Origin of the sequence: Sporosarcina beigongshangi, from assembly GCF_033485195.1 — a bacterium.
GTDB classification, from domain to species: Bacteria; Bacillota; Bacilli; order Bacillales_A; family Planococcaceae; genus Sporosarcina; species Sporosarcina beigongshangi.
On sequence record NZ_JAWLIR010000018.1, the window covers coordinates 1 to 22,695 of the forward strand.

Annotated in this window: 25 protein-coding genes; 3 read left to right on the forward strand and 22 right to left on the reverse strand. The window is 42.9% G+C overall.

Annotated elements, in window-relative coordinates:
• The 14 genes from R2B77_RS09930 to R2B77_RS09995 all read right to left on the reverse strand — a co-directional run.
• A partial coding sequence (locus R2B77_RS09930; protein ID WP_322555686.1) for a flagellin N-terminal helical domain-containing protein occupies nt 1-602 on the reverse strand: 602 nt, incomplete at its 3' end.
• Nucleotides 603-758: 156 nt separating this feature from the next.
• Entirely contained in the window at nt 759-980 is a 222-nt protein-coding gene (gene csrA, locus R2B77_RS09935; protein ID WP_203245945.1) for a carbon storage regulator CsrA, read from the reverse strand.
• A gap of 1 nt (nt 981) precedes the next feature.
• A complete protein-coding gene (gene fliW / locus R2B77_RS09940) occupies nt 982-1,434 on the reverse strand; it encodes a flagellar assembly protein FliW (RefSeq protein ID WP_203245944.1) in 453 nt (150 codons plus the stop codon).
• Between the two features lie 52 nt (nt 1,435-1,486).
• Entirely contained in the window at nt 1,487-1,960 is a 474-nt protein-coding gene (locus tag R2B77_RS09945; RefSeq protein ID WP_203245943.1) for a hypothetical protein, read from the reverse strand.
• A 339-nt stretch (nt 1,961-2,299) separates the two neighbouring features.
• Complete coding sequence (locus R2B77_RS09950; protein WP_203245942.1) at nt 2,300-2,854, reverse strand: DUF6470 family protein; 555 nt, start codon at nt 2,852-2,854, stop codon at nt 2,300-2,302.
• 143 nt (nt 2,855-2,997) lie between these two features.
• A complete protein-coding gene (flgL, locus tag R2B77_RS09955; RefSeq protein ID WP_203245941.1) occupies nt 2,998-3,885 on the reverse strand; it encodes a flagellar hook-associated protein FlgL in 888 nt (295 codons plus the stop codon).
• Between the two features lie 30 nt (nt 3,886-3,915).
• Entirely contained in the window at nt 3,916-5,466 is a 1,551-nt protein-coding gene (flgK, locus tag R2B77_RS09960) for a flagellar hook-associated protein FlgK (RefSeq protein ID WP_203245940.1), read from the reverse strand.
• Nucleotides 5,467-5,477: 11 nt separating this feature from the next.
• Nucleotides 5,478-5,975: a flagellar protein FlgN gene (locus R2B77_RS09965; RefSeq protein ID WP_203245939.1), complete on the reverse strand. Its 498-nt coding sequence runs from the start codon at nt 5,973-5,975 to the stop codon at nt 5,478-5,480.
• Nucleotides 5,976-6,000: 25 nt separating this feature from the next.
• A complete protein-coding gene (gene flgM, locus R2B77_RS09970) occupies nt 6,001-6,264 on the reverse strand; it encodes a flagellar biosynthesis anti-sigma factor FlgM (RefSeq protein ID WP_203245938.1) in 264 nt (87 codons plus the stop codon).
• Nucleotides 6,265-6,618: 354 nt separating this feature from the next.
• Nucleotides 6,619-7,038, reverse strand: coding sequence for a TIGR03826 family flagellar region protein (locus R2B77_RS09975; RefSeq protein ID WP_203245937.1), 420 nt, complete (start codon nt 7,036-7,038; stop codon nt 6,619-6,621).
• A gap of 26 nt (nt 7,039-7,064) precedes the next feature.
• Entirely contained in the window at nt 7,065-7,667 is a 603-nt protein-coding gene (locus R2B77_RS09980) for a ComF family protein (RefSeq protein WP_203245936.1), read from the reverse strand.
• Nucleotides 7,668-7,669: 2 nt separating this feature from the next.
• Nucleotides 7,670-9,043, reverse strand: a complete 1,374-nt coding sequence (locus tag R2B77_RS09985) for a DEAD/DEAH box helicase (RefSeq protein ID WP_203245935.1) — start codon at nt 9,041-9,043, stop codon at nt 7,670-7,672.
• Nucleotides 9,044-9,123: 80 nt separating this feature from the next.
• Nucleotides 9,124-9,969: a DegV family protein gene (locus R2B77_RS09990; RefSeq protein ID WP_203245934.1), complete on the reverse strand. Its 846-nt coding sequence runs from the start codon at nt 9,967-9,969 to the stop codon at nt 9,124-9,126.
• 1,349 nt (nt 9,970-11,318) lie between these two features.
• The gene (locus R2B77_RS09995) at nt 11,319-12,554 is read right to left on the reverse strand and encodes an EAL and HDOD domain-containing protein (protein ID WP_203245933.1); all 1,236 of its coding nucleotides are present in this window, start codon (nt 12,552-12,554) and stop codon (nt 11,319-11,321) included.
• 206 nt (nt 12,555-12,760) lie between these two features.
• On the opposite strand from R2B77_RS09995, the gene tnpB reads away from it, so the two are divergent.
• Together tnpB and R2B77_RS10005 are read left to right on the forward strand one after the other, a co-directional pair.
• Nucleotides 12,761-13,912, forward strand: coding sequence for an IS200/IS605 family element RNA-guided endonuclease TnpB (gene tnpB, locus R2B77_RS10000; RefSeq protein ID WP_322555687.1), 1,152 nt, complete (start codon nt 12,761-12,763; stop codon nt 13,910-13,912).
• Nucleotides 13,913-14,086: 174 nt separating this feature from the next.
• Nucleotides 14,087-14,863: an enoyl-CoA hydratase-related protein gene (locus R2B77_RS10005; RefSeq protein WP_203245931.1), complete on the forward strand. Its 777-nt coding sequence runs from the start codon at nt 14,087-14,089 to the stop codon at nt 14,861-14,863.
• A gap of 37 nt (nt 14,864-14,900) precedes the next feature.
• On the opposite strand, the gene R2B77_RS10010 is transcribed toward R2B77_RS10005, so the two are convergent.
• The 8 genes from R2B77_RS10010 to R2B77_RS10045 all read right to left on the reverse strand — a co-directional run bounded on the left by R2B77_RS10010 (nt 14,901) and on the right by R2B77_RS10045 (nt 21,265).
• Complete coding sequence (locus tag R2B77_RS10010) at nt 14,901-15,314, reverse strand: DUF1761 domain-containing protein (RefSeq protein ID WP_203245930.1); 414 nt, start codon at nt 15,312-15,314, stop codon at nt 14,901-14,903.
• Nucleotides 15,315-15,376: 62 nt separating this feature from the next.
• The gene (locus R2B77_RS10015; protein WP_203245929.1) at nt 15,377-15,664 is read right to left on the reverse strand and encodes a late competence development ComFB family protein; all 288 of its coding nucleotides are present in this window, start codon (nt 15,662-15,664) and stop codon (nt 15,377-15,379) included.
• 181 nt (nt 15,665-15,845) lie between these two features.
• Nucleotides 15,846-16,949 (reverse strand): Rpn family recombination-promoting nuclease/putative transposase, encoded by a 1,104-nt coding sequence (locus tag R2B77_RS10020; RefSeq protein WP_203245928.1) that lies wholly within the window; start codon nt 16,947-16,949, stop codon nt 15,846-15,848.
• Between the two features lie 372 nt (nt 16,950-17,321).
• A complete protein-coding gene (locus tag R2B77_RS10025) occupies nt 17,322-17,888 on the reverse strand; it encodes an SF0329 family protein (protein ID WP_203245927.1) in 567 nt (188 codons plus the stop codon).
• Nucleotides 17,885-18,427, reverse strand: a complete 543-nt coding sequence (locus R2B77_RS10030) for a GNAT family N-acetyltransferase (protein WP_322555689.1) — start codon at nt 18,425-18,427, stop codon at nt 17,885-17,887. Before R2B77_RS10030 ends, R2B77_RS10025 begins: the two co-directional genes overlap by 4 nt.
• Before the next feature lie 57 nt (nt 18,428-18,484).
• Complete coding sequence (locus R2B77_RS10035) at nt 18,485-20,461, reverse strand: S9 family peptidase (protein WP_203245925.1); 1,977 nt, start codon at nt 20,459-20,461, stop codon at nt 18,485-18,487.
• 140 nt (nt 20,462-20,601) lie between these two features.
• Nucleotides 20,602-20,934 (reverse strand): type II toxin-antitoxin system RelE/ParE family toxin, encoded by a 333-nt coding sequence (locus R2B77_RS10040; RefSeq protein WP_203245924.1) that lies wholly within the window; start codon nt 20,932-20,934, stop codon nt 20,602-20,604.
• Nucleotides 20,927-21,265 (reverse strand): AbrB/MazE/SpoVT family DNA-binding domain-containing protein, encoded by a 339-nt coding sequence (locus R2B77_RS10045; protein ID WP_203245923.1) that lies wholly within the window; start codon nt 21,263-21,265, stop codon nt 20,927-20,929. Before R2B77_RS10045 ends, R2B77_RS10040 begins: the two co-directional genes overlap by 8 nt.
• A gap of 220 nt (nt 21,266-21,485) precedes the next feature.
• Here R2B77_RS10045 and R2B77_RS10050 point away from each other — a divergent pair, with 220 nt between their 5' ends.
• Nucleotides 21,486-22,637, forward strand: a complete 1,152-nt coding sequence (locus tag R2B77_RS10050; RefSeq protein ID WP_203245922.1) for a hypothetical protein — start codon at nt 21,486-21,488, stop codon at nt 22,635-22,637.
• Nucleotides 22,638-22,695: the final 58 nt, after the last annotated feature.

Here is a 22,695-nt window from a genome sequence, read left to right on the forward strand (position 1 = left end):
AATTTAGAACGTTGTGTTGAAACCGATTCAATTGCTGTATTGATTTTTGTAATAGCATCACTTGCCACAGTAGTATCACTTACAGCGATACCATCTATTCCTAATTTTGCAGAATCCATACTACCAATTGTTAGTGTAATCGCTTGACCGGAGTTTGCACCGATATGGAATGTTTTATCTTTGAATGAGCCGTCTAATAAATTTTGCGTATTAAATTCCGTATTTGCGGCGATACGGTCAATCTCAGATGTTAGAGCAGTTAGTTCCTCTTGGATAGATGTACGGTCAGCTGTAACGTTTGTATCGTTTGCTGCTTGAACTGCTAGTTCACGCATACGTTGAAGGATTGAATGTGTTTCGTTTAGTGCACCTTCAGCTGTCTGGATCAAAGAGATACCGTCTTGCGCATTTTTTGCTGCCATATCCAAACCACGGATTTGACCACGCATTTTTTCAGAGATCGCTAGACCTGCAGCGTCATCCCCTGCACGGTTAATTTTATAACCTGAAGAAAGTTTTTCTAGGTTTTTTGAAGCATTTGCATTGTTGAAAGATAGTTGGCGGTGCGTATTGAGTGCCGCGATGTTGTGATTAATTCTCATGTTCAATTTCCTCCTTGAGTGTATGTAGTTCACATCCGTGTGAACCAAATATAGTTTGTTGTTTGCGGAGCAAAGTGCCGACCGAACACCCTACTACCACTTACATCCTTAATATCGGACTAGAGAGTGAAGTCTTTAGCTTTTAGTTAAAACTTTTTAGTTTTTCTTTGTAAGTTGTGAAAACAACGTCGCATCTAATGATGTTGCTTCCGCATTCGTTTCTGAAATAGAAAGTACGAGTTCGCCGCGTAAAATATCAACAGACTTTGGTGCCTCAATACCGATACGTACCGTGTCTCCTTTTACCTCGAGTACGCGGATTTCGATATCGTCACCGATTTTAATCGTTTCGTTTACTTTTCGGGAAAGTACGAGCATATTAGATGCCCCCTTTTTCGGCTGTTTGTGTACCGATTGGGTGGCGTAACGAGAACTTTTTGTCATTTAGGATCATCTGTCTGGCTTTTTTTGTTTTTGCCTGAAAAATGAGTGGTGCTTGTAAATTGATCGTAGATGAATCGAATGGTTCTTTTAGTGTGATAACGCTCAGTACGAAAATGTCCTGTTCACTTTCAATACTAAGTAAGTCAATTGTTGGTTCGTCGATGTCAAAGCTGTAGTCCTCTATAAGTGTATAAGGGTTAACGACGATGAATGCGGCTGTTGGTGTTTGTGTGGATTGTAAAACCCGAAATATATCATTACCTTCAATTGGTAAGAGTATAAATTGCTTGTCGTCCTCAAAGCCTGGGATACCTTTTGGGAAGTTCCAAGTTTGGTCGGGCTCGAATGTCAGTTTGCCGTGGAATTTTGTTTGAATTTGAATTTGCATTGGGTTCTCTCCTTTTTATCGTTGTTATTGCCAAAATAACATTAAGGATTCATTAGAAGTTTAGTTTATTCAAATAGTTCATTTGAATTTGATAGACTTCTTCCCGTGGCACATACTGAATCACGCCTCTTTTAAGAAGTTGATCTACCTTATTAACCTTCTTCTTTATAATGGCTTGTACTTTCGGGTTTTTAATTTCAAATGGAATTCCATTCAATGTATATGGATCTCCTATAAAACTCTTATGAATGATATACATGTTTTGAATTAACAAGTAACTATTATAATGATTTATTTCCACATTATGTATAAAGTCTGGTCGTTTATCCGCTAGGTTACTAATCTTCCCATTTTTATCGTCATCTTTTGTAATAGGGATACAAATGAGTCCCTCTGGAAAGTTCTTGTTTTCAATGATTAAAATCAACATGGGTCTGTCTGCTTTTATAGGTATTTTATATTCTTCCCAATTGAATATTTTGTAAAACTCTTCTTTAATCATATATATCCCAAAGTTTTCAATCATATTGTATCCCTCCATTCAAAAAGAAGAGGCAAGTAATTTGCCTCTTCCTCATCTTTTCAAGTCCGTTATTTATGCGTCGCATACGGATGAGCGACAAGTTTTCAAGTCCGGTATTTATGCGTCGCATACGGATGAGCGACAAGTTATCAAGTCCGTTATTTATGCGTCGCATACGGATGAGCGACAAGTATTAAATTCCGTTATTTATGCGTCTCATAAGGATGAGCGACAAGTTTTACTTACTTTTAATTGTACCATAAATTTAACAATTAGCAAGGAAGTACTTGTTGTTAGTATATGGATATTCAGACATATGAATTGAGCATCCACGCCATACAATCACCACTTCACATCAATTTGAATAGATGGATATTGTTCCATTACGCCAGTTACTTTGCCAGGTGTGTATTGGTGTATTGGTTTGTTAATTTGGACTTCGTTTATTGCTTTTTGTGGTGTTGCTTCTATATTGGTTGTTCCTGGCTGAATAGATACTTGCACTTTTTCATAGCCACCAACGAAACGAATGCCGATTGGTGCTGGGGGTGGTGTGGCATTTTGTTTGGAAATGGCCGGAATAACATTCCCTCCATCTTCAATACGCATCAGTTGTTGTCCTTCTTGTGCACGTCTGCCAATTCCCTCTATAACTCCTTGCAATCCTAATTGTGCATGTTCTTCAATTCGTCTACGCACGCTTTTCAAATCAATTTCTGCACGTGCTTCCGTTGTGTCGACAGATAGTTGTGGGTTCGTTGTGGAAATTTCCAAGATTGCGGCAGGTTGTTGTTGGTTTAAGGTTGCCCTTGGTTGTTCAATTTCTTGAATAGGTTTTTCAATTTGTAAACCTAATATACCGCGAGTTGTTTGAATTTGAAGTTGCGGGATGTTCACTGATATCACCCTTTGATAGTTAGTGAGTGGTGTAAAAATGCGGGAGCCAGGCACCGCCACAATTCGCGGTAGAACGCGAACGGAGTCAGTGACCTGGCACCCGCGACTGAATACTGTATTTCTGCTGATACTCAGATCTTCTTTTAACGTAAGAAGTCAACTAGTGACGGTTGAATGATGCGTGCACCGACGGAGAGTGCTGCACGGTGAATCGACTCTTCGGTAATCATGTCTGTAATTACTTTTTCATAGTCGATATCTTCGTTTTCAGACATTAGTTTTTTTGAAGATAATTCCATTGAAGATAATCGATCACCTGTCATTTCCGCACGATTTTGGCGCGCTCCAATATCCGCACGTATAGTTAGGATACCATCCATTTGAGTTTGAATCTCTCCAATGGCTGCATCAAAATCTTCACGTGTCGGATTAGTTGTTATATCTTCAAATAAATCATCAATATTTTTGAATAACTCATATCCTTTTGCATTCACTGTTAATGACACACCATTGAACACTTCGATTTCAATGTCAGCCGCATATCCTGGGGGTGTTGGATTTGCAGAATCTACAGGCAAATAATTACCAGCACTATCGAAAAGTGGCTCTGAAGTTTTGGTACCGCTGAAAATATATTTATCTCCGACTTTTGTATTAGCAATATCTTGAATCTGCATTCGGAGCTGCTCTAACTCACTTTGTAATTTCTCACGATCCTCTGGTGTCATTGTATCTGTCGATGCACTAACGACTAACTCATTTGCGCGATGCAATGCCGACCCCACTTTGTCTAGCGCGTCATCCGTATTATCCATCCAGTTAGTTACTTCGCCTAAGTTCCGTTGATACTGCATGACTTTATCGACTTGCATTCGATAACCCATCCCTTTCATGACGACGACGGGGTCGTCAGAAGGACGATTCACTTTTTTACCTGTTGTAATTTGTTCTTGTAGTTTCCCCATTTTATTGTAGCTATTGGAAAGATTCCGTAGCATATTATTGGAAAGCATTGATTGCGTAACACGCATTTAAGTTCCTCCTCTACCTACTAAAGGTGATTATCTACCCACGACGCCCATGCCGTTAATGATTTTATCTAGTGTCTCATCGACTACAGTAATCATACGGGCAGATGCATTATACGCTTGTTGAAATCGAATCATATCAGTCATTTCTTCATCGAGTGACACGGAACTAATTGAGGCGCGACGGTGTTCGACTGCACCAAGTAAGGTTGCTGTGTTTTTCACCATTTTGTTTGCTTCTAGTCCATTGACTCCCAATTCCCCGATGAGTCCTTGGAAGAAGGTTTCAACTGTTGCACCACCTAGACCACCGATGGATTGGAATTGAATATCGGCAAGTTTTTGCGCATTTCTACCGTTTCCTTCTTCTCCCTGCACCGAAGAAGCCGCAAGTTGAGATGGATCGTCTATGAGAGTCTGAGTTACTTTAATAGTGCCTGCTTTCAATCCTACAGTTGTATCAAAGAAATCCAAACCAGTAGCATTCCCAGGCGGCAACCCATGTCCGCTTTGATGAGTTGTATTAAATGCTGTCGCAAATTCCTCTGCCATTTTATCCAATTCGGTAAGCATGTCCGGATACATCCCCGTACTGCCATCTTTCCCATACGCATTCATCATAGACTTCAATGCGCCTTTATCTTGGAAAACGGCATGTCCCAATGATGTATTATGGTTTGGCGGATTTGGTGGTGTCGCCCCATTAATATCTGTCCATGATTTTGAAAGACCTACAATCGGAATGTTGGCGCCAGTCGCGGGGTCAAGTAAGGGATTTGGGCCAGTAGTTAGCTGTGCAAACTCTTTCCCTACAACTAAATCCTCTACCCCATTTGCAGTCTTCAATCTTACCGTAACCGTTCCTTCAGCAATCGCTAACGCATTCCCGCCAGATTTTGTATACTCCGTTTCAATTGGAACAATTAAAGAAAGTTCGTCAAGTAGTAAATCACGCGCATCATACAAATCGTTTGGCATATAGCCGTTTGGTTCGACTTTAGCGATTTGGTCATTCAATTCGGCGATTTGTTTTAAAATGGAGTTCACATCTTTTGTTGTAATTTCAATTTCTTTTCCTAAGTTCGTTTGGATTTCCGTTAAAGATTTATGCATATAATTGAAGGCGTCTGCAACAGCTTCTCCTCTTCGAATAACGACCGAACGTGCACCATTATTTTCTGGATTTGTTGCAAGATCTTGAAGTGACTGCCAAAACTCACTTAATGATTTTTGCAGACCCGAAGTGGAAGGTTCGTTTAACACATCCTCCATCTGAGCAACTGCTTTAGAAGTCGTATCCCAATACCCCAGCTTAGTAGATTCCTGTCTATACTGATGATCAACAAACGAATCCCTAATCCGCTGAATAGATCCCGCTTGAACACCCGTCCCAAGGAAACCAGGCATTGTCCCAGAGTTTAGACCGATGCCGGGAAAGCCTGCTGTTGCCTCCATATTGACGCGTTGGCGTGAGTAGCCGAGTGTGTTGGCGTTACTGATGTTATGTCCTGTTGTGTAAAGTGCGGATTGCTGTGTGAACAGGCCGCGTTTACTTGTTTCTAATCCCATAAATGATGAACGCATGGTGTTCCTCCTTAAGCTTGTGAGTCAAAAGAGACTTGCTCTTTTGATGCTTTTTTTCCGCTGATTTCGGTTTTTGAGTAGTTGGTCGTTTCTGGGCGTGGTCGGGCCATATCCAGCGACAGATTCACGAACTGAAGGGACTGGTAGGTCAGCTTCTGGTTCAAGTCGTTTTGCCATTTCAAGTCATGAATCGCGTGCAGGAGACGGTCCCTCGCCTCCACAAGGCTTTGCTTGTCCGCTTCTGGCGTGACATCGAGTAAGTCAGCGACAGTTGGATTCGCTGGTACTGATCGTCCTTGATCAGTTAAGTATTGCGCGACGTCTCGTTGACGTAGACCTTCCATTTGCATGATGCCTGCCAAATGGGCTTGCTCGTCTTTTAGCAATTGGTCGAGTCCTTCCATGTCCCCGCCTTTGATGGCTGCTGTCTTGTCGTATGCAATCCGTAATAGACTTCTATGCAGCTTTTCCAGATTGTCGAGTGACGTCAAGATTGTTGTAATGGACATTTTTTTGACCTGCTTTCATTCTTTTTTACGCTTTGTAGTAATTCACTAAGTTGGAAGCGAGTTGTTCAGCATCTATTTTGTATGTGCCTGATTCGATTTTCGCCTTTAGTTGCTCAACACGCTCATTGCGTTGGATGGTAACTGGTGAAACTTCGGACAGCTGCTTTGCTTCTGATGAAATTTCAAGTTTATCCGACTGCATCTTCGCTTTTTGTGCTAGCTGCTCTGTCTTCGCTTGGTTCGCTTTGTATGGATTGATTGCTGGAATGTTAATTTTCGAGATTTTCATATACTCTCGCTCCTTTCGTTTGGTGCTTCGCTTATGATTTTTGTAGTAGTCTATTCTTTATTTCGGCATAAGATCGTGAAGGTTTAGGGTCTTTCGTATGAAATACTAAAAATGCAGAACAGACGAGTGCCAGTCACCGGCTTTCTTTTTTATGGATTTCCCTTGGTCCCAGTGAGTATCTTTTTCGCAAGAGAATGGTAACAGGCACTCGGTACCACTTCAAACCAGTGTCCAGTTACCGACACCATTCGCGTCCTTCCGCGAATTGAGGCGGCAGCTGGCACATTCAACGGAGTGAAAATGCATTAGCGGCACCACGTTTAGAACTGCTCTGCAGAACAGGCGAGCGCTTCACTATCGTCTTGGTCTGCGGTCAGAAAGATAGGTTGCCTTTTCTTGGTCTACGATCGATTGCCTAAATTCTTTCACAGCCTCAAACTGGTTCAGGTCGTTTTGGATATCTGCCGTACAGCTGTCACACAGCTTCCCTTTAGTTGTCAACTTGCCACATTTATCACAAGGATAGCCTAGATTCGGGAACATTGCAGGCTGTAATCGTCCTCTTCGCACCCATTTATAGAGCAATGATTCAGTAACGCCTGTTTCTTCGACAATTCGTTCGACTGTCGCCGCACGGTTTTCCCGCTTTCTTAAGAAACGATATACCTCTTCATACTTTTTTTCTTCGTTCATGGCGCACTTCGCGCATACTTCGCGTATTCCTGTATAGTTAAAAAAATCTCCACATGATGGGCATTCTCTTAGTTCAGCCATTTTTTCCATCTCCTCTATCATTATGTTTAGGCCCGAATGAGTGTTATCGCTTCCACTCTTGTTGCACCCGCTTGCTTTAAAACAGTACCCGCGTGACGGAGCGTCGTACCCGTCGTGTAAATATCGTCTACTAGTATGTATGTGCTCGGTCGAATAATCGTTCCCTCTTTTATTGCAAATAAAGGTTTCATCGCAAGACGTTGCGCTTTCGTTTTTTCACCCATTGCCTCTGAATTAAGCTTGTCGAGTACATGCGTGTACGGAATACGTGCACTCTTCAATAGTTCATCGACCTGGGCGAAGGTTCGTTGAATCTTTTTTTCAGGGTGCATCGGAATGGGTACGATAATCGCATTTGTCGGTAGATGGCTGCGCAATTCATGCGAAAAGACGTCTGCTAGTTGAACGTCTTGCAGAAATTTAAATTGGTGTAAATAGTCATGCATCGCTTCGTTATAGCTATATAGCGATGTGACTTGGTCGAGCACGTCACACTTATCCTTATTATCGGCACGTTGGAACTTTTTTGAACAATCTTGGCAAATGTTAGATTGTTTGTGCAATCCGAGCAATGTTTGCCACGACGGTGCAGAGATGATGGATTGCGCACAAAGAAGGCATTCATTCATAGTTATTGACCTCCTTTGTTGAGCTGAATAATGTCATTCTTCGCTGCGTCCATGGCATACGTAATACCGTGATGGAAGAGCACAAAATCGCCTGTCGGACATTGTGCTGAACGTCCGACACGACCACCAATTTGAATGAGTGCACCTTTGTTAAAAATCTGCTGTTCCGCCCCAACGACGGCGACTTGGACGTTCGGAATCGTAATGCCACGTTCTAAAATAGTCGTTGTCAGCAGACCTGGTATTTCCTTGTCACGTAGCGCCTGAACATGCTTTTTACGGTCAGTGTGCGCAGCATGGACCGCGCGAATGCGTGTATCTAACTGCTGGAATAAAGGCTCCGCCTGTTCCATAAGTCCAATATGATGAAAAAAGATGAGGAACGGCTGTTGTTGCTCAAGTCGTTCCGTTGTCCAGGTGATGAGTTTTTTGGGTAGCTTATCTTTTTGAATATGCTTGCTGTAGTTCCATAGGGCATCGTAGCGCGGGACTGGTAATGGATGTCCGTGATAGCGATGGTTAATCGTAGAAATGTGACCTTTTTTCTTTATTTCCGCTAGTAGTTTATCAGACGGCGTTGCTGTGACGAAATGGATCGGAGCATGTCGTTTTGCGGCTTTTCGAACAGCTCTGCGCAAGGTTTCATCTGCCGTATAAGGAAAAGCATCGGCTTCGTCGACGAAGATGGCATCGAATGCGTGTCGGAAGCGATAGAGCTGATGCGTTGTGGCGAGTATGAGCTGTGGGGCTGCCGTTGTCGATTTTGCACCGCCATATAGTGCATCGATAGCCGTTTGCGGGAATGCTGCGCGCAGTCGTGGTTCGAGTTCGAGAATAACGTCGACACGTGGAGCTGCGATGCAAACACGTTTACCTTCTAGTAATAGTTTATGAATCGGTTCAAATAGCATTTCTGTTTTCCCCGATCCACAAACCGCGTGAATGAGATGCGGAATGCCTTTGCTGGAGCTTGCGGTGAGTTCGTCAGATGCTTGCTTTTGTCGTGGGGTCAGTGTGCCTTGCCAAGCGAGTGAGTGCGTTGTTGGATATGTTGTTCGTTCCCCGTTCCAAATGATGAGCTCGGTGCAGGATGAAACACGCCCCATTTTGAGACAGTGTCGGCAATAGGTACAGGGGCCTTGGCATTTTGCACAATTAAAGGTCGTGAAGCGTATTGGGTTATCGTTTTCACAGCGATTGCAGAAATGACGGGTACGTTTAGTGAGTGTCTTGGTGGATGTGGTGCCTGGAATGGTTTGGATATGCCCGGATGCGATATGCGCATCTATTACTTCGGATTGAAATGGGGTGTGCAGTCGCAGCCAAATACGACCAGCCAGAAAATCTCTGACTGCCGTGTCGAATGTAGTCGTCAAATGCAACACCTCCGGGCCTGCACGATGCAGGTTATGCAGCTGTTGCCACAGGACGTGGCGTTCTTAAGCTGCCTTCTATATTATACTTGTCGTTTCACCCAACCAAGTCCCATTGCACCTTCACCTAGATGAGTACCGATGACGGGTCCGAAATGGCTAATGGTAAATTGGACGTCTGGTAGTTGCTCCGTTAATTCGGTGAGCCAAGCTTCGGCTTCTTCGGGTTGATTCCCATGAATAATTACTGCTTCAAGTGGCAGAGAAGCCGCGTCTTCCGCTAGTAAATCTGCGATGCGCTTCATTGCTTTTTTACGTGTCCGGACCTTTTCGAAGGGGACAATCACTTTTTCGTGGAAATGAAGTAGCGGCTTAACTTGGAGTAATCCACCGATGAGTGCCTGCGCACTAGATAATCTACCGCCTCGCTGGAGATGTGTGAGATCGTCTACCATGAAATAGGCGCGTAATGTTTGTTTCATCGTCGCGAGTTCCGTAAGGATAGCATCCGGCGTTACACCTTGCTGGGCCAATTGCGCCGCACGCAATACGTAAAATCCTTGTGGGTAACACGAAATTTCCGAATCGAATGTGTGGACTTTAATCCCTTCCACCATCTGTCCCGCTTGTTCCGCCCCTGCGTATGTGCCGCTAATACCGCTCGATAAATGAATGGAAATGACTTCATCATGCGTCGCTTTTAACGACTCATATAATTCGACAAATTTTCCAATTGGCGGCTGGGATGTCTTCGGTAACGGACCATCGCCGCGTACTTTATCGTAAAAGTCGGTTGTCGTAAGATCGATTTCCTCCTCAAACGCTTCGCCGTCTAACGTTACCGTCAAAGGAATCATATGAATATCTAGTTCTTTTAATAGATGTGCAGGTAAATATGCCGTGCTATCAGTCACAATTGCTGTTTTCAATTTATTATCAACTCCTGCCTTCTATTCTACCTAAAATAAGGAGAAATGGGAATTGTGAAGTTTTTAGGAATAGGGAGGGGAACTGGGCTACCTTTTGGCCGAACTGAGCTACCTATCCCGAAACTCGACTACGGATTTGCTGAACTGGACTACCTCGGGGAAACTGGGCTACCTTTTGGTCGAACTGAGCTACCTATTCCGGAAACTCGACTACGAATTTGCTGAACTGGACTACCTCGGGGAAACTGGGCTACCTTTTGGTCGAACTGAGCTACCTATCCCGGATACTCGACTACGCATTTGGTGAACTGGACTACCTCGGGGGAACTGGGATACCTTTTGACCGAACTGAGCTACCTATTCCGGAAAGTCGACTACGAATTTAGAGAACTGGACTACCTCGGGGAAACTGGGCTACCCTTTGGCCGAACTGAGCTACCTTTTCCCGAAACTCGACTACGAATTTGCTGAACTGGACGACCTCGGGGAAACTGGGCTACCTTTTGGTCGAACTGAGCTACCTATCCCGGATACTCGACTACGCATTTGGTGAACTGGACTACCTCGGGGGACCTGGGATACCTTTTGACCGAACTGAGCTACCTCTTCCGGAAAGTCGACTACGAATTTAGAGACCTGGACTACCTCGGGGAAACTGGGCTACCCTTTGGCCGAACTGAGCTACCTTTTCCCGAAACTCGACTACGTATTTGCTGAACTGGACTACCTCGGGGGACCTGGGATACCTTTTGACCGAACTGAGCTACCTATCCCGGAAACTCGACTACGCATTTGGTGAACTGGACTACCTCGGGGGAACTGGGATACCTTTTGACCGAACTGAGCTACCTATTCCGGACAGTCGAGTACGAATTGAGAGAACTGGACTACCTGGGGGAAACTGGGCTACCTATGTACAGAACTGAGCTACCTAGTCCGGAAAGTCGACTACGAATTTACAGAACTGGACTACCTGGGGGAAACTGGGCTACCTATGTACAGAACTGAGCTACCTAGTCCGGAAAGTCGACTACGAATTTACAGAACTGGACTACCTGGGGGAAACTGGGCTACCTATGTACAGAACTGAGCTACCTAGTCCGGAAAGTCGACTACGAATTTACAGAACTGGACTACCTCGGGGAAACTGGGCTACCCTTTGGCCGAACTGAGCTACCTTTTCCCGAAACTCGACTACGAATTTGGAGAACTGGACTACCTCGGGGAAACTGGGCTACCTTTGGACAGAACTGAGCTACCTATTCTGGATACTCGACTACGAATCTCGTGAACTGGACTACCCTACACAAACCGCCCATCCTGATATTTCCAAGATGGGCGGTTATTTGTCAGTCTATATGTTGTACCCAACGGTGTGCTTCTAAGGAATAGGCGCTAAGCTGGGCTTTGTCGATGCCAATTTCTCCGGCGAGCTGTTCCATTCGCTCCCAGTCAAGACATTCGATTGCCTTGGCCAGTTGGAGCGATGCTGTGATTTCGGTTTGTTCACCTTTTAAAGTACGAACGACGATGTCAGTTAAGGGTATCAGTTCTAAAATATCATCCCAATTACGTTTCATGATGACATTGATGAGCGAAAACATCCCTGCGAGAAAATACTCTTCTGCATTGCTCTTTCCTTTGTGCTCGGCTAGAAGCTCACACATTTTCGCCCGCGTTAATGAATAGTCGACAAGGGCTTTAATACGCCCTTTCCCTACACCTTCACCCATTTCATGTAGCGCGAGGACGTGCATCCATTTTTTCGTTTCCCTTAAGCCGATAATTACGATGGCTTGTTTAATAGAACTAATACGTTTCGGCACTCCGAATGCAAGCGTGTTCATAAATCGCAGTAATTTGTAAGAGAGTGACACATCACGCATAATGAGGTCAGCCACTATGTCGATATCTGGTGATTTCATATTAAGCTGCTCGATAATTTGAAAGTGAAGACTAACATTTGTTGGAATTTCTATACCTGTAATGATTTCTGGTTCAGCAAAAAAATAGCCTTGAAATAGTTTGTAGCCTACTTTTTCAGCTTGTTTAAATTGTTGCTCTGTTTCAATCTTTTCAGCTAGTAGTATTATGTTGGGATATTTCTTTATAAAGGCTTCAATTTCTACACGTTCAGCCATCGTCGTATTGACAAAGTCCACCTTAACAATGTCTACAATTTCGAATAATTCCTTATGTACCATATATTGTTTTTGCAGGATAAAGTCATCTAAAGCTATCTTGAACCCATCTGCTTTCAATAATTTCATTTTAGTAAGAAGAGATGGTGTAATTTCGACATCCTCCAAAATTTCAATGACGACTTTTTCAGGCCTTAGGCTCGTAAAAATATCTTGTGCAAGCAGCTCACCCGAGAAGTTGATAAACGCCACACTTTTCTCTGCAACTCTTTCTATTCCAATCGAAAGAAACGTATTGACAAGCAACCCAATCGTCGCCTTGTCTGAATCAATCCCCGGAAAGAAATTATCTTTACTGTTTCTATACAGTAATTCATAGGCATAAATATCACCTTCCCGATTTAAAATCGGCTGCCTACCTACAAAAATATCTATTCCTGCCACTTACTCCACCTCACTTTCAGTAGTATATCAAATAAGTACCAATTTACCAAATTACCGAAAGAAGACTCTCACTTCAATCATGTAAAGGGTGTAGCCCAGTGATAAGCAGGAGATGAATTTCGGTTGGGCGATAGCTCAAAAGTAGCTTTAATAGAACGTGTATTCTATACCAGGATTAAAGTTCTTTTGAAAAGAGGTGGAAATCAATGATCATCAACAAAGCCTATAAATTCCGCATCTATCCAAACAAAGACCAACAAGTCCTTATTGCTAAAACAATCGGCTGCAGCCGCTTTGTCTTTAATCACTTCTTAGATAAATGGAATCACACCTATAAAGAAACAGGCAAAGGATTAGCATTTGGCACTTGTTCAGCTGGCCTTCCCTTGTTGAAAAACGAATTAGCTTGGTTAAAAGAAGTGGACAGCATCGCCCTTCAATCGTCTGTTCGTAACCTTGCAGACTCATTCGATCGTTTTTTTAAGAAGCAAAATAATCCACCCCGTTTTAAGTCAAAACGTAATCATGTCCAATCCTACACAACGAAACAGACAAACGGTAATATTGCTGTTATCGACAATGCCATCAAATTGCCTAAGCTGGGGCTTGTTAAACTTGCCAAAAGCCGTGAAATCTCAGGACGTATCTTGAATGCGACCATCAGGCGGAATCCGAGTGGGAAATATTTTGTTTCGATTCTTGTTGAAACAGCAGTTTGTGAGCTTCCTAAAACCAATACTTCTATCGGTATTGATGTAGGTCTAAAGGACTTTGCGATCCTTTCAGATAAAACTGTCTTTGAAAACCCAAAATACTTTCATCAATTGGAAAAGAAACTAGCCAAAGCACAACGAGTTCTTTCAAGAAGAAAAGAACAAGCAATACGCCAAAAGAAACCTTTGTCTGAGGCGAAGAACTATCAAAAACAACGATCAATAGTCGCTTTTATTCATGAAGAAATCGCGCATAAAAGAAATGATTACTTGCATAAAGTCTCCACCGAAATCATCACAAACCACGATGTCATCGGACTTGAGGATTTGCAGGTATCAAACATGTTGAAAACTCACAACTTAGCTAAAGCAATTAGTGAAGTAAGCTGGTCACGGTTCCGCACAATGCTTGAATACAAGGCGAAGTGGTACGGAAAGACAGTCATCGCTGTAGCTAAAAACTTTCCATCCAGTCAGCTCTGTTCAAGTTGTGGCTATCGGCATAAAGACGTTAAGAATCTCGCATTACGCGAATGGGTGTGTCCAGTATGCCATTCTCACCACGACCGAGACTATAACGCAAGTATCAATCTTGAAAAAGAAGCCATCAGACTTCTAACCGCAGGGACTGCGGGGATAGCCTAATCAAAACTTTCGGTTACGAAGGTGTTCTTAGGAATCTCCCACCTCTAAACGTAGTAAAGGTGGGGGTAGTTCAAAACTGTTAACACTATAATAACAAATTTTTTAGGATGCATTCAGTCTTGTAAAATGGTATGTTTTAGTTACACGTACGTTTTATCTTAGGAGGTTTTATTAATGGAAACCATTCACTATAAACAGACAGGCAATACTACTTTTATTACGCTAGATCGACCGGGAGCTATGAATGCGTTCAACTACGATATGCTCGTCGAATTGGGACAGATTACGGAATCCATTCGCATTAATCCAGACATCCGAGTTGTCATTTTTACAGGTGCTGGCGATCGAGCATTTAGTGTAGGAGCTGATTTAAAGGAACGTAAAACACTAACGGATTGGCAAGTGAAACGTAATATTTACAAAATCGGTGATGTCTTTACGGCGATTGAAAACTTGCCGCAGCCGACGATTGCAATGATGAATGGCTATGCTTTTGGTGGTGGAATGGAGCTGGCACTGGCTTGTGATTTTCGAATTGCGGCTGACAATGCGCTAATGGGTCTTACGGAAACTGGACTGGCTATTATTCCAGGAGCCGGCGGGACGCAGCGGTTGCCACGATTGATCGGCGAAGCGAGGGCACTTGAATTGATTTTAACCGCTCGAAAGTTGACGACTGCCGAAGCACTTGCCTATGGTGTCGTGACAAAAATGGCGCCAACAGAAGACTTGCTTCAAGAAACAACGGCATTTGCTGATTCAATACTTGCCAATGGGCCAATCGCTTTACAGCAAGCAAAATTTGCGATTAAATACGGCATGAATGTCGATTTGCAAACGGGTCTTGCTATCGAGCGGAAAGCGTATGAAATGACGATTCCTACAGAGGATCGGATTGAGGCTTTGACGGCATTTGCGGAGAAACGTAAACCAGTATTTAAGGGGAAATGAATAATAGGAGGAGGCGATGATGCCTTCTCCTTTTTATTTAATTCATAAAACAAGCAATAATAATGCCCATAACCGTTAACGAAACGATGTGGTAGCCTGAGCTGATGAAAAAGAGTGTGTACTTTCTTCCTTCAAAAAAGGTTGGAGACAGTTCACGTGCACTCGCAATCCCTGCGCCTGCCAAAAATCCAATCAATGCGCCTCCGCCGATTGTGACTGAGTCTAGCATCGACATAAATAATGATAAAATAATAGCTGTAAGAATGCCTGCAAGTGTTGTCAATCCATATCCAATATTAGCATTGCTCTTATGTAGTTCTTCCGCTGTTTTGCCTAGACTTTTCATCCAAATGTTAGCAAAGAGTACAGGCGAATACCAAAGTGCGCCGATAATCATATTGGCAATAACCGCGAGCACAATTGCTAATAAACTAATTTGTGATATGTCCATCATTCATCTCTCCCTTCTATAATAGAGTGATTGAATTGTATCATAAAAGTTGGAAATCAAGATCATGATTTGGAGATTTCGCACTGACAACGGGGACTCTGAGAGACAATTCCTGCTGCCTTCGTCACAATTAGCATGATATTCGTAACCCCTTGCCTATCCGCTGTATACGGTGCACGCACATATGGACGATGCTCCATCTGAACGATATAGCGAGGTGGCAAATTATTAAGCGCTATCGCCTTAATATCGTCTAAACAACGGTCACATCCGCAAGTCAATTGTAAATCCCCCTTGTGTTTAATGAGCACTTCTCCTACAATTTCTTCCATAACATTATGTATAGTCACTGTTCTACCTCCCCAATCCCTAGTAGTCTAAACATTTTCCTTTGTTATCCATTGTACTCGTATATTTATTTTTTTCATACAAAAATGAAGATGAAGGCGTGGATGCCTATTCTATTTTATTCAAAAAACGAGCCCTCCCTCTCACCAGGAATGACTCGCCTTACTCCTTACTTATTTGGGCTCACAACAGCTCTTTCTGAATTTCAAGTACCTGTTTTTCATCAAGTTCTGTTATTTCCACTACGACGCCCACATCCATCCCCTTCATCAAAAGTTTTCGAGCTGTTTCTACTGTCCGCTCCTGCAATTCCTCCTGTGCTTTCTGCCATTCTTTCCTTTCCGCCTGCCTCTCATTCTTTACATTCTCCAATTCCGCTTGTTTTTGTTCCAAAAGTTCCTTATCCCGTTCCCACAGTTCCTTATTTTGCTCCCACAATTCCTTATCTTGCTTCCATAGTTCCTTATCCTGTTCCCATAGTTCCTTATCCTGTTCCCACAATTCCTTATCACGCGCAACAGATGCTTCGTCCAAAATCTGCTTCATTCGCCCCTCATAAGCAATCCTTTGCTCACGTGTTCCACTTAACGCTTCCCACGTCTGAAAGGCTTCGTTGAGCCGTTCATCCTTCATCGCAATCTCCTCCAACTCTTTGAATATATCCTCATATACCTTGCCATTGCGTCGATCCACCATGCCAAGTAGCAACAACCACCGTGCCAACACATCATTCCACGGGTCCAGTTTGTCGGCCTGCCAATCACGGATTAACTGAGTAATTTCAATAAAATGAAATTCCACGACATCCGTTAACCTGAAATTTTCCACATCTTCATACAAATGATAACTCGTATGAAAACGCTTCGTTTGGCTGAACATATCGAAGTTTAAAATATTAATCGCAATGACGGGGCTCAATTCTTTATAACTCATATTTTTCCCTAACGAGTCGCGATAAACCCCCGCCCAATAATAAATCGAACGCTTCACCATATCATATTTATTGTTAAATTGAATTTCAATATTAACCCATTCACCGGCATTCGTAACGACTAGTAAATCAAGTCGAGATTGCTTATCTTCCTCGTACTCTCCGCCTGCATTCGTATTATTGAATAAAATATCAGCAATACGATTGCTGCCCGTCCGCTGTAAAATCGCGTTAAGAAACGTAATTGTAATCCGCTTGTTTTTCTCCACACCGAATAGTTGTTTAAAGGCGAAGTCCACCTTTAAATCCATTAATTTGTCAATCGAAAGTCGTTTCAAAACCTTCGTTCGTTTCATGTCTTCACCTTACTTTCCTTAGTATATCTCATTTTCAGATAATTAAGGAGTAGGACGTCCGTTCCTATAAATAGCTTATAATAGGCTTGCAGTTCTGTAAATTGTACCGGAAAACCAAATATTGAATTTGGCTCCTTTTCGGCTCTTAAAATCGACATTTGAGCTATGATACTTATAGGGAGATCAGCCGCAAACCCATGTGAACAATGATTTTCTTCAATAACCGAATATCCTTCAAAATTAAATTTTAGACCTGAAAATGCCCTCTTTGCTCATTCACCTTAAAAAGCACACCATATATATAAAAAACGAGCCCTCCCTCTCACCAGGAATGACTCGCCTTACTTTTCACTTATTCTCGCTCCATACTCTTCACTCTTCACCTTTCACCGCAACATGCTTTCCACCATCGGCAGTAACCCGTATGTCATAAAATTTCTTTACCAGCTCATTCTCATGTTGTAAATCCATTTCAACAAGACGTCTTTTTCCGAAACGCCTGTCGAATAAAGAGATTGCGCGCATGAAAGGGTGCTTATGTGCAATTGCTTCCTCAAACGGTATGTGAATATATTCGAAGAGGAGTCGCTTTATTTCCCATCCTGGGAATTCACCACGATTCTCCACTTCCACCTCGGCATCATCATGGGCTCGATGGTATGCTTGATAGTCTTCTGATTCCTCTAACTCCTGCCAAGGAAGATGCCACGGAAATGGTTTCAACTCACGCTCACTTCGGAGTTCGTCACTGCGCAAATTTATCGCCGCATTATAAGGTATATCCGATGCCCGAAAAACTTCGACACCATCAAGGGTTACTCGAAAACTACCCGTCTGATCATGACTTTTTCGATGCACAATCGCCTGGTAATGCACACGACCTTTCAACGAGTCACATAGCAAATCTTCCGCCAGCACCTTCACTTTCGACCATCTCATTCTGACTTTTGAGCCTCCCACTCCTCACGCAAAACCCCCATCCGAATCGAGTCATAGTACACACCGTTCCAAAAACGGACTTTGCGTAATCGTGCTTCCATCGTCATACCAAGCTTCTCGCCGACCTTAATCATCCGCGCATTGCCAGACCATGTTGTATAGCCAACGCGCACTAATGGCATTTCATTGAATAAATGATTGATCCACATCGTGAGTGCCTGTGTTCCGAAGCCGCCGCTCCAATATTGCGGCTCATAAATGACGATGCCCATTTCAAGCCAAAGGGACGGTTTATGCTCCCAGTAATAACTAACCATGCCGATTAATTCGCCAGCGACTTCGATACCCCAATAATCATTTTGAGCAACGATTTTGTCCTTCCGTTCCAAAAAAACTTCGTAGGACACTGGCTTATGCTCATAATAGGGCGCATCCCACTTTTTCCACTCGGGGTTTTCATCTTTGAAACTCAATTCCCACATACGCCGTAAATCTTGTTCTGTAATTGGGCGTATTGAGACACCTTCATTCGTATAAATCAATCCATTTCCTCCGATTCAAATACGCCGGGGTTTTTAAACCCCGACTGAATAAAATTATAGATATTTCGCGAACCAGCCGGTAATCTCGTCGAGCCTTCCAACTCGCAAGTTCGGCGTACCGGTGCGCGATAAGTTATGGTCTGCATCTGGGAAGCGCACAAACTCAGTCACTTTGCCCATGCTTTTTAATGTAATATATAGCTGCTCTGCCTGTTCAATCGGGCAACGGAAGTCTTTTTCACTGTGAAGGATAAGCAATGGTGTTTCCACTTGTTTGACATATTTCAACGGTGAATGCTTCCAAAGCTTTTCGACATCTGCCATATCGGCACCAATTTGCCAATCGCTGAAATAGTAACCGATGTCAGACACGCCGAAGAAGCTAATCCAATTGGAAATTGAGCGCTGAGTAACTGCCGCTTTGAATCGATTCGTATGACCTACAATCCAGTTCGTCATGAAGCCACCATAGCTGCCGCCTGTAACACCAAGACGCTCTGTGTCAATCCAATCGTTTTCCCCGATTACATAGTCCAGTCCAGCTATAATATCCTCATAATCCCCACCACCATAATCGCCGCGTACCGCGTCTACAAATTCCTGGCTATAACCATGGCTACCACGTGGATTGACATATAACACACCATAGCCTTGTGCCGCCAATAGCTGCAATTCATGGAAAAACGTATTGCCATACATCGCATGTGGTCCGCCATGGATTTCGACGATGAGCGGGTATTTCTTACCTTCCTCGTAGCCCGCCGGTTTCATGAGCCAACCGTGGACGTCCCAATTTGCCGCACCTTTATAGACGATTGCTTCTGGTTCAACAAGTTCTACTTCTTCTAAATAGGATGCATTGAATGAAGTGAGCGCTTGGCGATCACCCGTTGTAATACTTTGCTTATACAGTTCTCCAGGGTTCACCGCATTGCTGACCGCAACCAACGCAAACTCACCATTTGCAGAAATGTCATAGCCATAGACGTGTTCATTGTCGGGTGAAGCAGGGTATAGCTCCCCTTCAAGCGTCGCAAAATACAGTTGGACATCGCCCATCGTCGACAATTGGAAATAAAGTTGGTTGCCTTGCGTCCAAACTACTGCTGGTGCACCTGCCCCTTGCTGATGATCTGCCACTGAATAATCCCCAACCGGAGCATCAATACTTTCGGTTACATTCATTAGCGTACTGTCTTGCGTATGATAGACATACAAGTCGTTATGCGTTGCATTTTGATAGGTGCGATCTGAGCCAACGAATGCGATGTATTGGTCATCGTATGAAAACTGAGCGCCGCCGTAATAGCCTTCTTCTTCAATCAACACCGTCTCTTCTTTCGTCTCAATATCGACGATCAATATTGGCTGACGGAATTCATAATCTAAATTGTCCTGTCTATTGACGCTCATCACAAGTTTCTTGCCATCATGTGATATCGCTTGCAACCCATGCTGGTAATTGCCGTCTGTGAACTGTGTCACATCGCCCGTTTCAATATCTACAACACCAATTTGCCTGAACGTATCTTGTGGCAGAAGTCCTGCTCCGTCCATCTGATACTTCATCGTTGTCACACGGTAGGGCTCCGGCTTTTTCTTGTCATCCTTTTTCTCAGTGTCCGTAAAGGTCTGGTCTTCTTTGACAGCTCCATTGACCCAAATTTTTTGGCCACATGGCGACCATAGGAAACTTGAAACGCCTTTGTCAAACGCCATCAGCTTCTTCGCTTCTCCACCTCTTGCTGACAAGATGAACACTTGGTTCTTATCTTCACGATCCGATAAAAAGGCAATTTGCTTGCCATCAGACGACCATTTCGGCGACGATACAGTCCCTTTGCCATGCGTCCACTGCGTCACTTCATTCGACACCAAATCCACGTGAAATAAATTCGAAACGTACTTATTATCCTCTTCCTCAATATGCGTCTTCACAAACACCGCTTCCTTGCCATTCGGTGCTAGCAGCGGATCCGTCACGGATTGTAATTCGAACAAATCATCGACTGCTACTTTGCGTTTTTCCATCATCTATTCCCCCTCTTTTTCCCTGTCTACTTACTTCGACGTTCGTAGTAGTTTTCCTTTTTTCGTGGGTTTTCCAGAAAAATAAAAAGCCTCTCCGAGATGAAAATGGAGAGGAGTTTCGTATGTAACAATTTTTCTACTTAATCTTTTATCCTTGATGAGGATTTCATATAGTTCTTCAAATCCTCGTAAAAGTTTTCACGCGTCCCAGCCAAAATAATGAGCAATAAATCTCCGTTCTCCAATCTCTTAACACGGTAGGCCAGTTCATAGTTAGTTTTATTGTGCCGAATATCTAATGAAGAAATTCCAGCTAAATCCCCTTTTTTTGAATCGCCTAAAGTAGGATCTAGCCGGAGACTTTCTATTGCATTTCGAAATTTCACTTGCAATACCTTATCGTTTTTTATCGATTTTAAAAACTTTTTTGCACCAGGTAAGACTTCAAGATTTAACAGCTCACTTCTATTCATCAGCATCCAAGTCCTTAAAAAGATCTTCCGTACTTGTATACACTTTTCCATCACGACTTTCAGCAATCATTTGCTCCAACGCTGGCTTAATCTGTGATTTTCGGTACGTAAACTCCTTCACCATCTCTTCGCCGGATTCATAACCTTCTTGAATTAAATCACGCAAAATATACTCGCTGAAATCCACAGCTTCTCCGATAGGTTTTATCACAAGACTGCCATCCACTACTTCACAAATCACTTCATCATCTATCTGAAGTTGATCGTAGAATTCCTTTGGAATGGTTATTTGCCGTTTTCCTGACACAGATATTTTTTTAGCATTTGGCATGTTTACTTCCTCCTGTGAGAACTTCTCTACATTCACCATAGTATATGCCTCCTTCTTCACTTACTATACTCATTTCTAGGAACCCACTTCTTGGCTCCTTTCATTATACCAGTTTTGCAAGTTTTGTTAAACGTTTTGCAAAGGAATTCCCGTTAGGGGTTATTTGCTATACTTGGAAGTACAATGTGATTTATTAAAAAAAGAAAGGAGTTAAAAAATTATGAAACTGCGTCATAGCGTATTTTTTGTATGTAGCATTCTTCTTTTATCGGCCTGCCAAGAGGAAACAACAAAACAGCAGATAGAAAATGATATTCCTACTTTAGAAGAAGATGAGCAGCAGGTTGAGCAAGAAACGACACCTATTGAAACAATAAAAGAAGAAGCGCTTTATTCGTGGGAAGTACAGGATGGAGAACAGACAGCGGAGCTTTACCTCGTAGCCGATGGTGGCACAATGGAAGAAGAGGGTAAGCAATATAATGGAAATCTAGCATTCTACTTAGCAGATGGTGCACATGGCGTCCTGCAAGATCATTTAGCTGCAAGCCTTGAAGCCATTAGCATTAATCTAGAAGAGCTACCATTCCGAAATGATACATTGGGCGATCAAACAATGATTACATGGATTGCAGGTGATGAAGCGGATGACGGCACACTGACGATGTGGAGCTATACGAATGGACAGATGCAAGCAGTCACTTTTGAGGGAGAACCTCAGCTTATGATTACAGGTAATCAAATTAAATTCATTGAAAATCACTATTTACAAAGCTATCTTTATAATGATGGTAGTGACGAAAGCAAAGGGGTCGGCTGGTTTTATACGACTTGGCAGTGGAATGCGGCTGCACATGAATTTACAACCTATCATACGACACAGTATATACAGGATAATATGTATGGGTGGGAATCAGGTGAATACAATACACAATTATGGCATGAACATGAGGCTGAATATATTTCATTTCCCCATATTACTTTGACCGATGCATTCGCGGAGTTAGTCGAAAAAGGAATGCTTCTCGATAATTCCATTCACTTGGGCGATTCCATTGACAGAGTACTGGAGGAATTCCCCGATTATCTTCATCATGATTATTATGAGGGCGGGTATTATTATGCCTATCCCGGCGGCAGTAGCTATTTTTATGATGAGTCGACACGGGAAATCACCTATATCACGCTAGATGGCACCTTAATTACTAACAATCTCTCTTCCCTTATTTCCATCTTGGGCGAGCCTGTGGAAAGTGGTAAGGATGAAATCGGAGATACAAATTATATGATATTTCACATTGGGGAATATCAATTGAAAGTGGACGGTAACGAATCTGGTCAAGTTAACGGATTTTGGTTTACCGTACAATAAGACTAAGAAACTCCGGTTGCGTCTTCTAACGAAAGATTTGACCGGAGTTCTTTAATTC